Below are 13,695 nucleotides of genomic sequence, written 5' to 3' on the forward strand. Positions count from 1 at the left end.
TCTCGCTCATGATAAACTTCTTCAGCTTTTCAAACAAATCCAAAGACCAGCGGAATTAGATAAGTAACAAAAACAAACCAGCAACAATAAACAGGAAAATAACGGACAACGGATTCCCGCAGCATATCAAAACCAATCTGTCGATACATAACTTTTATATAAGCGGCCATAATAATGATCAGGTGAACAAACACGATTAAATTAACACCCAGCACACAAAATCGATTTGGAGTGAACCCGTATTCGGCCAAACGGTATAGGATTGCAGCGAGGGCCAAAGCATTGAGTAATAACGTTGCGCTTATTAGAGCAATATTCACATAGTCTACAATCGAAACTTGAGCATCTTTATGGCGCGTTACAACCGTAAAAACGACCATACCTAAGATCAGAACCAGCAAACCATTGAACACCACGAGAAATTCTCTATGCACAAACGGACTATTACCCATTGCTATCATCGTCACCATATAAGACAAAACAAAAATTAAAAACAGTGGTGAAAAAACTTTAGCTAGTAATACTGCAATATGCAGTTTTCTTTGTAATACTGAATCATAGAGGTAGGTCGCTACCAATGGTGTTGAAACAATTCCAATGAGCCCAACATTTGGCATATACCACTCCAATACATCCACATCCATTAACGCGAAGAGCCCCACTGTAGAAGCGGTTAGCACCCCACCTCCGATCAGAATCAGCGTACTCAGGACAAGTAGTTCGCCACAATACTCTACAAAGGCAACACGCTGTACAGTCTCTCGCCAGGCCTGCTGCACAAAACATAATCCAAGACAAATAAATACAGTAAACGGTAAATGGATGAGTGCCATAATGATTGAATCTGATGATTGCCATTCAGGTAGTAATGTCAAATACGTTGACGTCAAAATAGCGAAAATCATCAATCCAATAGAAAAACTTCGATTGAAATTCTTTAAGAGAAAATAAGTAGCAACCGATAGGACTGTAAAAAAAGGTGCAAATCTCGGATAATACCAAATTTCAGTCAGAAAAATTTCTGGAATCCTAACTATAAGTCCAAAGACAGCAGCTAACATTAATACAACTGCTATTGGCACAACAGATGGGTTTTCAACTTCACTATAGCGTTCGAAACGGGCCTGCCAAAACTGAAATGATACTGATTCCGGTTTTAACGAAACAGCGGATCTCATTGCCGCTTCGAAAGCATCGGGGTCTGAACGATACAGGTTTTCTAATCCACGAGGGTCATCTTCCTTTACCAATATTTGATTTATGTTTAATTCTGCCATAACAACCCCTTACTTAACATGGACAGGTGGTTCTAAGGAATCTAAATCAAACTTCGTTGTTCAAGCTTTTTAAAAATAACAAATGCCACTTATGAAGGCACCCTGAATACATTAAAACCAAAAAGATTATCACTATTTTCAGATTCACTATACTGCTTTGCAACCCTTCTCATCCGTTCCATAGTGATGTCCGCTACCGTTGGAAAATCCTTTGCCACTTCTCCATCAAGCACAGGCTCATCCAGCTGAGCCAGGATAAACCGGCGAGTTCCTCCGTCTTGGCGATTCAATTTCCAGACAGCGTGACCGGTACTTCCAGCACCGGCGAAAAAGTCGAGTATCAAAGAATCTTTATGACTGCCCATTTTAAGGAGGTGCTTAATGAGAGCCACCGGTTTGGGGTAGTCAAAAACCCTCCTTTTAAAGAGAGCTTTAAGCTCACGATTTCCCTTCTCGTTGGGGCACCCTCTGATGAGTGTAGAATAGGGATTTGTCCTCACCTTTGGTCGACACTGGTTATCGACTTTTTCGTATTCCTTATAATAGACAGATGCTTTACCATTTCGGCTCTCCTTGAAAACAATGAAGTCGTTCTCAACTCCCCAGAAAACCTTTTTCTCCGACCAGCGCCACGTCCATCTTCTGTCATCAGGATCGCCGCCCGGCCACACTTCAACTCCACCAGAAGTTGTGATAGGATAATCGAGACTTTCTGAATATCTAATTGACCCGCGGTCCAATTTGTTCAACCGATAGCGTCCTCTCTCTTCAACATGCTGATCCTCATGGACAAAACCTTTCAGGTCGCTTAGTTTCCTGTTCACAATGGTCTTTTTGGAATCTTTTGCATAAATCACCACATAATCATGCTGAACTGCCACATGCCGGGCATCCTGTCTCGGAGCTACACCACTTTGGCGCACCAACGTGGCTATGAAATTCGCTTCACCATAAATCTCCCCCATCATTTGACGGAGATTATGAATTTCATTATCATCAATAGAAATAAAGATTAATCCTTTTTCAGAAAGCAGATTTTTGGATATTTCGAGCCTCGGTTCCATGAACTTCCGCCAAAGCGAGTGGGGATCCGCATTCTTGGCATCTTGGAGGGATGGTAGTGACCGATACCGGTCATGTTTGAAACTGTCCCGGAAAGTAAAGTTCTTACCGGTGTTGTATGGAGGATCAATGTAGATCATATCTACAAGATTACTGTGCTTTTCAAGTAAATGTTGAAGTACAGTTAGATTATCACCACAATAGATAGAGTTAGGACTGGAGGCTGGATTCAAAGAAGCTTCTTCATGGAGAACAGGTGTCAGCACCATTTTCTCAGCAAGGGTATCATATCTGGCCCGTTATTTTCAGTCGGACAGAATTGAGGGCTGTCTGAGCTGACAGTTCTTTATTAAACCGGCGATCTCGGTAAAATGTGACAGACCGCGTAAACGGCTTATCACCATCATCAAGACCAAAACAGGTCAGCCCCACAGGCTTCTCTTCCGTTCCGCCGCCGGGGCCGGCGATGCCTGTTATAGAGACACCGATATCAGCGCCGAATGCTTTTCGGACACCGGCAGCCATTTCAGCCGCTGTCTCCTCGCTGACAGCACCAAATTTTTTCAAAGTTTCACTTTTTACGCCCACCAAATTTATCTTCGCTTTATCGGAATAACAGACAACGCCCCCGGCAAAGTAGTCTGAGCTGCCGGGCACGTTGGTAATCCTGTCCCCCAATAGACCACCAGTGCACGATTCGGCCAAAGCCAGAGTTAGGCCTTTCTCTCTCAGGCACTCTCCCACCGTCTCCTCAAGAGTGATCCAGTCTTCAGCATAAATGTACTTACCAGCCAGCTCATAGATCTTTGACGCCAGGTTAGCAACGGCAGACTCTTCATCCGAGGTAAGCCGAAGATCAACACCGCTGAAGCCCGGAAGAAAAGCAATATTCACAGTGGATTTTTCCATAGCAGGTTCCAGAAGATCGTGGAGTTTTGATTCCATAACACCGGTTGTGCGGATATTGGTAATTATCAGTTGGTGGGGAGACATCTTTTCCAATTCCGGTAGAACAGTCTCCTCCATCATAGATTGCATCTCCATAGGCACACCCGGCAAAATACAGAGCCAGGTCCCTTCCACTATGCACGACATTCCTCTGGCCGAACCCTTTAGATTGGGGATAAGTGTTCCTCTGTCCGGCACAAGTCCCTGATTCCGGTTCGATTCGGGCATATCAACACCACGCCGAGAGAACCTCTCCCTTAGTAGTTCCAGATAGTTCTCATCCATTTCCAAGCCGGCACCGGTGAATTCACAATAGGCGTCCAAGGTGACGTCATCCCTGGTGGGTCCTAGTCCTCCCGTACAGATGACTATGTCCGCTTTGCTGGCCGCCAGTGCCATCGCTTCCACGATCTCATCTTTAATGTCCCCCATCGATGATTTCCAAATAGTCCTGATTCCGATATCCATAAGTTTGCGCCCTATCCATGCGCCATTTGAATCAAGGGTGTAACCGCCCAGCAGCTCATCACCAATTGTGAGAATGGCACTCTTCATAGCAAAAGGGCCGCCGCCTGTGTGACAACTCCTGCATAGAGACCCGCCACCACATCATCCATCATTATTCCCCAGCCACCGGGGAGGCGCTCGAAACGATTAGCAGGATATACTTTTATGATGTCAAAAACCCGAAACAGAAGAAATGCAATACCGAGCCACACCCATTCGTTCGGGATCATAAGTAGGGCAATCCACATTCCGACCCATTCATCGATGACTACCTTGGAAGGATCGCTGTCCCTCTCTTTATTAGAAACGATGGAAGAAGCATTAACGCCAACGAGAAAGATCACAATTACGATCAGGGATAGCCTGAAAAGGTCCATCTCTGGTAAAAGGCGCCAGGCAATCACTGCTGAGGCGCTTCCCCAAGTGCCTGGAGCTAAAGGGAGATATCCGATGCGGAAACAGGTTGCGAGCCAGTCAGCAGAATGGACGAGAGCCGTCCTCACGCACCGTCGCTGGAATGCTCGATAAAGGCTTCAATAGATGCGCGGTTGATATATAAATAATGCAGGCCGGTGTAGACCGTAAAGATAGTCGCTGAGAAAACAATGATCCAAATGAGATTGAAGCTGTCGATAAATACGATAAGCTGTGATGCGTCAACAAACGAAAGAGTCTTTAAGGACAGATAGATAAGCACAAAAATAATAGCCGTTATCTGAGCGCCTGTTTTTGCCTTCGCAATCTTACTGGTAACAAGGCTGATGCCATTGTTAAGAAAGAGCATTCGCAGTCCAGTCACAAACAGGTCCCTGAAAACAATTAGCCCTACCATCCAGAATGGAATCTTGTCTAGTAGAGCAAACGACAGGAAAGCTGAAACAACAAGAATCTTGTCAGCAAGTGGATCCAGGAACTCTCCGGTTTTGGTCACAAGGTTACGTTTCCGAGCAATGTGACCATCAAAGGCGTCCGTTACGGAAGCGAAAATAAAGATCCCCAGCGCGCTCACCTTTGACCACGGCGCCTCATAAAAAAGACAGAGGATGAAAAGCGGCGTCAGGAGAATACGACCAATGGTCAGAATATTTGGAAGCATGTCAGATCTCTCTACGCCCCTCTAGGGCACTCACCAGAGTCGCTTCGTCCGTGTATTCCAATTCTCCACCCACAGGAATTCCGCTGGCCAGCCGCGTCACCTTAACGTTATAATCTTTCAAGAGCTTTGCCAGATAGAGGGCGGTGGTTTCACCCTCGGCGCTGGAATTTGTGGCAATGATCACTTCTTCTTCTCCGTTCACTCTTTCAAGCAATGTATCGAAGTGCAAGTCCTCCGGACCAATTCCATCCAGAGGAGACAGAACACCGCCGAGAACGTGATACTTTCCTCGGAAATGATTCGTCTTCTCGAAAACTACTAAATCTGTCGTATCCTCAACAACACAAAGTAAAGACGAATCTCGTTTGGTATCTGAACAAATAGAACACGAAGATGTATCAGAAATATTATGGCATGTAGGACATTCATGGATCAATTCTTTTACATTAATAATGGACTTGGCGAGATTCTGTGCCCACCCGTCATTTGATTTTAATAGATAAAAAGCCATTCGCTCAGCTGTTTTCTTCCCGATGCCGGGAAAATCAGTGAAACCATCTATCAATCGATTCAGTGATTCGGGAAGGGCATTCATTCCGTACTAGCTGCCAGGAATTTTGAGTTCACCCAGTGCACCCAGCATGCTGCCCGAGATTCCGGACATACGCTTCTGAGATTCCTCGCTCGATTTTCTCAAGGCCTGATTCACAGCTGCCACGATGAGATCCTCCACCATCTCCACATCATCGTTGAGGATTTCAGGATCGATGTTTAATGATAGAAGTTCCGACTTACCATTAACCTTCGCAACGACCATTCCTCCACCCGCCTGACCTTTTACTTCCAGTTTTTCCAGTTCAGCCTGAGTGGATTCAAGTTTCTCCTGGACACTTTTGGCCTGGTTCATAATATTCTGAAAATTGCCTTTTGTAAACATGACGCCTCCTTATAGTGAATTAATCTATGATTTCACCACCAAACAATTCAAGCATACGTTGAGTGACAGGGTGAATTTTCCCAGTTTTATCAACCAAACCTTTTTCATTTTTCTTTAAAACGAATTCTACTCGCATCTCCTGGCCTAATACATCTTCAAGGCTGGTCTCGATCCTCCTTGTATTTTTCTTCAGTACATCCAGCTGAAATCTATACTTCTTAGAAAAGCCAATGATCAGTCTTTTTCCTGTAAGTTCGACCGGCTCACCGTGAGAAAGAAAGGTGCTGATAGATGTGCCATTTTCGGAAACTTTGTTAATAACCTCCCCCCATTGCTTGATGACTTTTTCAAGTTGCGGACTTTGCTCACCGGGAGATTTCGCCTCTTCCTTTTCCCGCATATCTTCACTTACAGCACTCAAAGATTCTTCCTTAACTGCCGGTTCAGCCTCAGGTTTCGTCGCTGGCTGGGAAATCTCAATTGCCTTCAGTTCTGCAGTATCATTTGTTACTCTATTTCCTGAAGCTAGTTTTTGCAGGATGTCGGCTATTTTCACTGAAGCGTCCATTTCCGCAAGTTTTAGTATCATGGCCTCCACATAAATCTTCGGCTGCTGAACATGCTTCAATTCTGACGTCATGACGGTAACGTGATCGATCTGCCGGATAAGGTCGCGGGAGTCCCAGCCTGTACTCTCTTCAGAATAGCGTTTCTTCAGATCCTCTGTCATGTCCAGTAACTGGTCACCCTTTTCCCCACTGGCAATAAGGAGGTTCAGCAAATGGTGGTTGAGACCGCTGATAAATTCAGTCAGGGCAAAACCCTTGGCGTGAACTTCCGACAATTGAACAAGTAAGGCACCATGGTCCTTAGACTTAAGAGCATCGGTGACGTTGAAAAACAGGTCGTTTGGGATAATGCCCAGCATTTCAGTGGCAACTTTCAGGGTGACAGAATCTCCACAAAAAGCGATGAGCTGGTCGGTGAGGCTCAAGGCATCCCGCATGCTGCCGTCTGACATATTGCCGATGAGGTGGAGCACGCTCTCCTCAACTTTTATTCCTTCTGTTTCAGTAACTGATCTCAAACCACTTTCGATGACGTCCAGTGACATTCTATGGAAATCGTGCCGCTGGCATCGTGATAGAATAGTGGGCAAAACCTTGTTCGGTTCGGTGGTAGCAAAAATGAACTTGACGTGGGATGGCGGTTCTTCCAGAGTTTTAAGCAGAGCGTTGAAGGCCGCCTGAGTGAGCATATGTACCTCATCAATGATGAACACTTTGAACTTAGCGTTGATTGGTGCATACTTCACCAGCTCCCTCAAATTTCGCATTTCATCGATTCCGCGGTTGGAAGCACCGTCGATCTCAAGAACGTCCATGCTCCGGGAAGAGGCGATCTCATTACAGTTTTGGCAGTCGTTACACGGATTTCCGCTACTGTCATTCAAGCAGTTAAGCGCTTTTGACAGAATACGGGCGGTAGTGGTTTTTCCTACTCCCCGAGGCCCGGCAAAGAGATAAGCGTGTGCAAGGCGATCTCTTTCAAAAGAATTCAGCAGTGTCCTGGTTACATGCTCTTGACCCAAAACATCCTGAAACTTTTCAGGTCTGTATTTCCGCGCTAACACCTGATAACTCACCAGTGTTTACTCCGCTTGATCCTAAAAACATGGGCAGGGCAATATACCATAGCCTAAGTGGAGCCGATGGGAATCGAACCCACGACCTCAGCATTGCGAACGCTGCGCTCTCCCAATTGAGCTACGGCCCCGAAACTTCTTTCAAATTTACCGTCAGAAGTTAAGAGTTGGAACAAACAGTTTACGATCCATACCTTCGTCACCGCATTATTTCATGGCAGACAGATCTAATCCACTTAATCATTCCGCTTACGGCGGTCCCGGTTGGTCTCCACGGACGGATCCCCTCAATGCTGAATTGGGATCAGTATGGAAGGAATGCGGAATCAACAGCGAATATGCCCCCCTGAAGACGATCCTTCTTCACCGCCCCGGTAATGAACTTATAGCTTCTAACGATCCGAAAAAGGTTCAAATGCTTGAAAAAATTGATTTGGCCAAGGCTCAAGACCAGCATGATGCCTTAGCAGAAACTTACCAGAACGCCGGAGTGGAGGTCCATCATGTTGATCCTGAACCGCCAGCCAGCCCCAATCAGATGTTTCTTGCCGACCTTCTCTTTTCAACTCCTGAAGGAATCATCATGGCACGGCCGGCCTCTACTGTTAGAGCTGGTGAGGAACGGTGGGCGGCCCGGCGAGTGGCTGACCTTGGAATACCTATCATAAGAAGTGTAGGCGGGACAGGAACTTTCGAGGGCGCTGATGCCATGTGGATTCGTCCTGATATTGCCATTGTCGGCCGCGGACTTCGTACCAATGAAGAAGGTCAGCGGCAGGTGACGAAAGTGCTCGAAAATATGGGTGCCACTGTTGCTAATGTGGATATGCCGGTGGGAACCATGCATCTCATGGGTATGCTTCGTTTTCTAGATAAAGATCTAGCCATCGGCTGGCCTCTCAGGCTTGTATACGCCGGAGCTGACGCGCTGGCGTCGTCTGGATATGAAATTGTTTATCTTCCGGATTCTGAGGAGGCATTGGCTCATTCCGGATTTAATTTTGTCACCATTAGTCCTAGGGAAATTGTCATGCCCGCCGGCAATCCCAATCTTCAATTATTCCTTGAAAATCTCCATATCAAATGTCACACTGTTGATGTCTCTGAACTTTGCAAAGCTGCCGGCGCCATAGGGTGTCTAACAGGAGTACTTCACAGAGAATTCGTCTGAATTTCTGTGCCCAAACCCTACTCGCTAAATGAGTTTAAAGATCTCATTTGATTGACTTGCGTTTTGAGGGTCAGTATTCTAAACTGATGCAATAAGTAGGACAATTCAGAAAATATAAAGGCAAAGTGAGGTTAAAGATGAAACGACTCTTCTGGATTTTTTTGACCCTTTTTTTTATAACAAACGTTTGCGCTTCACCAAAGCGTTACGGGGATCTTGCTGAAGGGCCATACGACAAACTAGTGATCCAGAACATTATGGTGATACCAGGGCACGGTGGTCCACCGGTGGGGCCTTATGATATCATTATAGAACAGAACATGATCACTGAAATGACACCTTTTGATCCAGTTACTGCTGAACGCCGTGGCAATACTGACCGTGCCAGAGGTGATAGATTGATAGATGGAACCGGATTATATGCCATGCCAGGAATGACCGACCTCCACATGCATCTCCGGAAAGAACCCATGGAGATCGAATATGTCTATTACTTGAAATTGGCTCATGGTGTTACAACACTTGTACCCGCTGCGGATCGGGGACTTGAAGCCGGCATGTCTGAAGCGGAAAAAAGTAAGAAAAATGAAATCCTAGCTCCCCGTCTTTTTCCCATCTGGGGATGGGGAAGAAATGTCGATATGACACAAGTTGAGAAGGATGACCCAAAGAATGCCGACAAGATTGTCCGTAGAATGATTACCCAAGGGGCTCACGTGGTCAGCCTCGGTGGCCAAGCTTGGAGTCAAGAGTTATTCGCTGCAGCCTGTAAGGCGGTCTGGGAAAACGGCGGCATTACCACTGTTCATCTCCCTCCTTCCTCAAATGCTGTTGTTCAGGCAGTGGATGCTGCCCGGCTTGGGGTCACCATGATTGAACACCATTACGGTTATGGTGAATCCTCGCTGGACCGAAGCGTTCAAGACTTCCCCCGTGACTACAACTACAATGATGAAAATGCCAGATTCCGCCACGCTGGAAAAGTTTGGGTTGAAGCCGATAAAGAAAGGCTCCTTTCAGAAGTGGCAGACTCCCTTGTTGCATATGGCGTAACCATGCTCCCTACCCGTGTGGTATACGAAGCCAATCGGGACATTGTGCGGTCACAAAGCTTGCCATGGCATAAGAAGTATACCCACCAAGCCTTAATCAACTGGAACCTTCCCAATCCGGCTTATCATGGCTCTTATCACTATGACTGGACCTCCGATGATGAATATTACTGGTATTACGCCTTTGATCTGTGGGGAGACCTTATCTATGAATTCAACAAAAGAGGTGGTCGCGTAGCCTATGGTACTGATGATAACTATATCTGGGCCACACCGGGATTCTCAAACGTCCGAGAACTACAACTTCTCCGAGAATCGGGAATGCACAACCTTGAAGTGATAAAATCAGCCACTCTTAACAGTTCACAAACACTTCGACAAGAGAAACTGGGGCTTGTCAGACCAGGTTACATTGCAGATTTGGCGTTGGTGGATGGTAACCCCGCTTACAATCTTCGATTCCTATACAGTTTCGGTGCTCTAACAATAGATGAAAATGGCAGTATGATTCGCACCAAGGGAATTGTTCACACCATCAAGGATGGTATTGTAACTAACAATGCCAGACTAATGGAGGAGGTTGCGAAAATGGTGAAAAAATCGAAACGAGGGATTGGGCCGGACGCTGTGACTAAACCGTTTGTTATCGAATAAAGAATGGATACCGTCCGGTATGTACTGGCCGTTTTAATTGTGGTCACATTTCCTCCGATATGTCTCTTTTGGTTTCTTGTGCATCCCTTCGCCAATTCTTGGAGGAAAATCGATCCGTGGTGGACTTACGGAATTCTTTTCAGCCTGTTTTTTACCGTAATATTCATACTGTATCATTTTCGGCTGTCTCTCATCGGAACTGATTATGGATTTCAGCCAATCCTTGCGATTGCTGGTGTGTTTTGCTGGGTTGTAGCAGTCGTGATTTACTTGGAACGACGGAAGCACCTTACGAGCAATATATTGCTTGGTTATCCAGAGGTTTCAAAAAATGGATACCCTGGTAAACTCTTAACAAAAGACATTTATGGTAAAATGCGACACCCACGATATGTTGAAATCCAGTTTGGTTATTTCGGCTATGCATTGATAGCAAACTTTCTGGGTTTATACATTTTGACCATTCTCTGTATCCCGGCTCTATTTCTTGTAGTTTTACTTGAAGAAAAGGAGCTAATAGAACGGTTTGGCAAAGATTATGCTGTATACTCACAATCAGTTCCTCGATTCATTCCAAAGCGTATAAATAAATAAAATAACGGCTAGGAGGCTGATATGGGAATCAACAAAAATAATTCAGAGTACAAAGCCTTCGACTATCTGAACAAAAGGATTGACAACCGAGAATTTGATCTCCCAGAAACCGAAAATCATATTCCTCCTTACCCTATAAACTTGACTGAAAAACAAAATTCAGTGAGTGGTGAATTGGTCGAAAAGTGCGTAAGAATATCACTGTTGATGCTATTAACTATAACCGCTTTACAAGCCCAGGATCAGGACAGAGAGGCAGTGACCTCAACCCTGGATGCGCTCCATCTCTATGCTCATGAAGCTGACGGAAAGAAATACTTTTCTCTTTATACTGATGATGCAGTTTTCATGGGTACGGACGCCACAGAAAGGTGGCCTATTCCAGAATTTAAGACTTACGCAAACGCTCGATTTAACTCAGGCAAAGGGTGGACCTATACCCCCACCTCACGCCATATCTATTTTAACGAAAATAGAGATACGGCGTGGTTTGACGAAACGGTGGTAAACGCAAAATATGGGGAATGCAGGGGCACAGGTGTATTGGAGAAAATTGGGGGAGTGTGGAAAATCAGTCATTACAATCTAACCGTACCGGTTCCGAATGATCTTCTGGTAGCGGTAGTAGAAATGATCAAAGAACAGGAGAAGGGTAAATAATACAAAGGGAGATACAATGAAAAGATTCATATTGGTCTGTGTTGTTTTTTTATTCACGATTAATCTTGCCGAATCAAAGAAAACTGTCGATCATCCTCGTGTTTCTGAAGCGGTAAAGTTGGTGGAGATATGGCTCGATGCCCAAAGGGATTATGAGGGGATGCCGGGCATCTCCGCGGCCATCGTTCACGATCAAAACCTGATTTGGAGCGACGGATTCGGTTATTCCAATCCCGACAAAAAATCAAAGACAGATTCAAAAACTATTTATAGCATTTGCTCTATCTCAAAACTCTTTACCAGTATCGCTATTATGCAACTTAGGGATCAAGGAAAACTGCGTCTCAATGACCCTGTTTCAAAACATCTGCCTTGGTTTGATATTAAGAATTTGTACGCAGACAAGGGCGAATCAACTATTCAAAGTTTACTTACTCATTCCTCGGGATTACCTAGAGAATCAGATTTTCCCTACTGGTCTCCTCCTGACTTTCCCTTCCCTTCAAGTAAATCAATCAAAAACAAGATTTCTTCTCAAAAAACTCTTTACCCGGCTGATACCTATTTTCAGTATTCCAACCTGGGACTGACTTTGGCGGGTGAAATCGTTGCAGAGGTTTCAGGCACAAATTTTGACACTTATGTTGAAAAAAACATTATCCAACCTCTCGGTCTAAAAGATACCAGAACGGTGATGCCCAAAAAACTCTATGGCAAGCAACTGGCTGTAGGCCATTCCGCCCGGAACAGGGATGGAGAACGTCCTCAGGTTGAATTGTTCCACGCTGAAGGCATAGGTCCAGCGGCGGGATTCAGTTCTACCGTTGATGATCTTGCAAAGTTTGCCTCATGGCAATTCCGGCTCCTTGAAAATGGTGGTAAGGAGATTTTAAGCTCCAATACACTTCGTGAAATGCACCGTGTTCATTTTCTTGATGAAGACTGGCAGCCGGCTTGGGGGCTTGGTTTTTCAGTCTGGCGAGATGGAGAGAAAAAGTTTCTGGGGCACGGCGGGAGCTGCCCCGGCTATCGGTCTCAACTGCTGATTCAACCCAACAGTCAGATCGCCACGATCTTCATGACCAACGCCTCAGGGGTCAATTCACGGCGTTTCGCTCAGCAACTGTACAATATCATCTCCCTCGCCTTGAAAGAGGCAAGCTCCGATGGTAACGCCAAGACCTTGAAACCGGAATTCACTAAATACATTGGGCACTACAGTGAAGCACCGTGGGGCGGTGAGACGGCCGTAATCACCTGGGAAGGCGAACTGGCTACGGTTTCTCTGCCAACAAACGACCCCGTTGGTGCCATCACAAAACTAAAGCACATTGAAGGCGATACCTTCCGTCGCATCCGCGAAAATGATGAGATGGGGGAAGAAATTATTTTCGAGACCAATTCCTCTGGAAAAGTGATAAGGATGTGGCAACATCAGAACTTCGCACTCAAATTCAGATAACTCTCCAGCAGAATCTCATCACGATAGAATATGGGATGATGAGACGGCTGAATGGTACGATGAAGTATACGGAGACCATTTCTCCACAACACTGGCCGTAGATCTGGTTTCCTTTAATAAAACAGATGTGGTATTGGATATCGGCTGTGGTAGCGGATCATCATGCAGGTCGGTGGCCAATGAAGTTACAGAAGGTCGAGTCATAGGAATAGACCCAACCCCCGGTATGGTGAGGATAGCAAGAGAAAAAAGCACTGATGCCCCAAATGTGGCAATCATTGAGTTTATGGATGGCAAAGCCGAAAGAATTCCTATGGATGACAGATCGGTGACAGTTGCCATGGCTGTCAATTCATTCCATCACTGGGATGATGTAGACGAAGGACTGGCGGAGGTGTTGCGTGTTCTGAAAAAGAACGGGCGATTTTTCATCGCAGACGAAAAACTGGAAAACGACCTTACCCACGGTGAGGGACCCATTTCAGATCCAACAAACATTGAAAAACTTCTTTTGGACGCAGGTTTTGTTGACGTCGCTATCAGCGACCACCGCCATGACGATGAAGAGATGTATTTATTCTCATCGATAAAAAAGTGAAAACCGACTGTTCAATCGGGTTAGAATCGGGA

General features: G+C 45.5%; 14 protein-coding genes and 1 tRNA gene. 6 read left to right on the plus strand and 9 right to left on the minus strand.

Annotated features, from left to right (window positions below):
- Window positions 1-29: 29 nt before the first annotated feature.
- The 9 genes from EYO21_07915 to EYO21_07955 all read right to left on the minus strand — a co-directional run bounded on the left by EYO21_07915 (window position 30) and on the right by EYO21_07955 (window position 7,603).
- Window positions 30-1,277 (minus strand): hypothetical protein, encoded by a 1,248-nt coding sequence (locus EYO21_07915; GenBank protein HIB03726.1) that lies wholly within the window; start codon window positions 1,275-1,277, stop codon window positions 30-32.
- Window positions 1,278-1,366: 89 nt separating this feature from the next.
- On the minus strand, window positions 1,367-2,608 hold the full coding sequence (locus EYO21_07920) for a site-specific DNA-methyltransferase (GenBank protein HIB03727.1): 1,242 nt from the start codon (window positions 2,606-2,608) through the stop codon (window positions 1,367-1,369).
- A 16-nt stretch (window positions 2,609-2,624) separates the two neighbouring features.
- A complete protein-coding gene (locus EYO21_07925) occupies window positions 2,625-3,842 on the minus strand; it encodes a competence/damage-inducible protein A (protein HIB03728.1) in 1,218 nt (405 codons plus the stop codon).
- Window positions 3,839-4,297: a phosphatidylglycerophosphatase A gene (locus tag EYO21_07930; protein HIB03729.1), complete on the minus strand. Its 459-nt coding sequence runs from the start codon at window positions 4,295-4,297 to the stop codon at window positions 3,839-3,841. Before EYO21_07930 ends, EYO21_07925 begins: the two co-directional genes overlap by 4 nt.
- Window positions 4,294-4,890 carry a CDP-diacylglycerol--glycerol-3-phosphate 3-phosphatidyltransferase gene (pgsA, locus tag EYO21_07935; protein ID HIB03730.1) on the minus strand — a complete coding sequence of 199 codons (597 nt, stop codon included), beginning with the start codon at window positions 4,888-4,890 and terminating at the stop codon, window positions 4,294-4,296. The genes EYO21_07930 and pgsA overlap by 4 nt, the downstream gene beginning before the upstream one ends.
- 1 nt (window position 4,891) lies before the next feature.
- Window positions 4,892-5,485 carry a recombination protein RecR gene (gene recR, locus EYO21_07940; GenBank protein HIB03731.1) on the minus strand — a complete coding sequence of 198 codons (594 nt, stop codon included), beginning with the start codon at window positions 5,483-5,485 and terminating at the stop codon, window positions 4,892-4,894.
- Window positions 5,486-5,491: 6 nt separating this feature from the next.
- The gene (locus EYO21_07945; protein ID HIB03732.1) at window positions 5,492-5,827 is read right to left on the minus strand and encodes a YbaB/EbfC family nucleoid-associated protein; all 336 of its coding nucleotides are present in this window, start codon (window positions 5,825-5,827) and stop codon (window positions 5,492-5,494) included.
- Between the two features lie 19 nt (window positions 5,828-5,846).
- Window positions 5,847-7,475, minus strand: coding sequence for a DNA polymerase III subunit gamma/tau (gene dnaX / locus EYO21_07950; GenBank protein ID HIB03733.1), 1,629 nt, complete (start codon window positions 7,473-7,475; stop codon window positions 5,847-5,849).
- 55 nt (window positions 7,476-7,530) lie between these two features.
- Window positions 7,531-7,603 (minus strand) — tRNA-Ala (locus EYO21_07955).
- Between the two features lie 83 nt (window positions 7,604-7,686).
- On the opposite strand from EYO21_07955, the gene EYO21_07960 reads away from it, so the two are divergent.
- The 6 genes from EYO21_07960 to EYO21_07985 all read left to right on the plus strand — a co-directional run bounded on the left by EYO21_07960 (window position 7,687) and on the right by EYO21_07985 (window position 13,663).
- Complete coding sequence (locus tag EYO21_07960; GenBank protein HIB03734.1) at window positions 7,687-8,643, plus strand: amidinotransferase; 957 nt, start codon at window positions 7,687-7,689, stop codon at window positions 8,641-8,643.
- A 137-nt stretch (window positions 8,644-8,780) separates the two neighbouring features.
- Window positions 8,781-10,349 (plus strand): amidohydrolase, encoded by a 1,569-nt coding sequence (locus EYO21_07965; GenBank protein ID HIB03735.1) that lies wholly within the window; start codon window positions 8,781-8,783, stop codon window positions 10,347-10,349.
- Between the two features lie 3 nt (window positions 10,350-10,352).
- Entirely contained in the window at window positions 10,353-10,943 is a 591-nt protein-coding gene (locus EYO21_07970) for a hypothetical protein (protein HIB03736.1), read from the plus strand.
- Between the two features lie 207 nt (window positions 10,944-11,150).
- Window positions 11,151-11,603, plus strand: coding sequence for a protein with SnoaL 3 domain, NTF 2 superfamily (locus EYO21_07975; protein ID HIB03737.1), 453 nt, complete (start codon window positions 11,151-11,153; stop codon window positions 11,601-11,603).
- Between the two features lie 16 nt (window positions 11,604-11,619).
- Window positions 11,620-13,065 (plus strand): serine hydrolase, encoded by a 1,446-nt coding sequence (locus tag EYO21_07980; protein HIB03738.1) that lies wholly within the window; start codon window positions 11,620-11,622, stop codon window positions 13,063-13,065.
- The gene (locus tag EYO21_07985; GenBank protein ID HIB03739.1) at window positions 13,037-13,663 is read left to right on the plus strand and encodes a methyltransferase domain-containing protein; all 627 of its coding nucleotides are present in this window, start codon (window positions 13,037-13,039) and stop codon (window positions 13,661-13,663) included. Before EYO21_07980 ends, EYO21_07985 begins: the two co-directional genes overlap by 29 nt.
- The last annotated feature ends 32 nt before the right edge of the window (window positions 13,664-13,695 follow it).

It is taken from the genome of Candidatus Neomarinimicrobiota bacterium (assembly GCA_012964825.1).
Taxonomy (GTDB): Bacteria; Fidelibacterota; Marinisomatia; order Marinisomatales; family S15-B10; genus UBA2125.

Excerpts from the sequence above, each read along its gene's own strand:
- EYO21_07980 (HIB03738.1), top strand. The coding sequence starts at position 11,620 with ATGAAAAGATTCATATTGGTCTGTGTTGTTTTTTTATTCACGATTAAT.
- EYO21_07920 (HIB03727.1), bottom strand. The coding sequence starts at position 2,608 with ATGGTGCTGACACCTGTTCTCCATGAAGAAGCTTCTTTGAATCCAGCC.
- EYO21_07925 (HIB03728.1), bottom strand. The coding sequence starts at position 3,842 with ATGAAGAGTGCCATTCTCACAATTGGTGATGAGCTGCTGGGCGGTTAC.
- EYO21_07960 (HIB03734.1), top strand. The coding sequence starts at position 7,687 with ATGGCAGACAGATCTAATCCACTTAATCATTCCGCTTACGGCGGTCCC.
- EYO21_07915 (HIB03726.1), bottom strand. The coding sequence starts at position 1,277 with ATGGCAGAATTAAACATAAATCAAATATTGGTAAAGGAAGATGACCCT.
- EYO21_07945 (HIB03732.1), bottom strand. The coding sequence starts at position 5,827 with ATGTTTACAAAAGGCAATTTTCAGAATATTATGAACCAGGCCAAAAGT.
- pgsA (HIB03730.1), bottom strand. The coding sequence starts at position 4,890 with ATGCTTCCAAATATTCTGACCATTGGTCGTATTCTCCTGACGCCGCTT.
- recR (HIB03731.1), bottom strand. The coding sequence starts at position 5,485 with ATGAATGCCCTTCCCGAATCACTGAATCGATTGATAGATGGTTTCACT.
- EYO21_07965 (HIB03735.1), top strand. The coding sequence starts at position 8,781 with ATGAAACGACTCTTCTGGATTTTTTTGACCCTTTTTTTTATAACAAAC.
- EYO21_07970 (HIB03736.1), top strand. The coding sequence starts at position 10,353 with ATGGATACCGTCCGGTATGTACTGGCCGTTTTAATTGTGGTCACATTT.
- EYO21_07975 (HIB03737.1), top strand. The coding sequence starts at position 11,151 with ATGCTATTAACTATAACCGCTTTACAAGCCCAGGATCAGGACAGAGAG.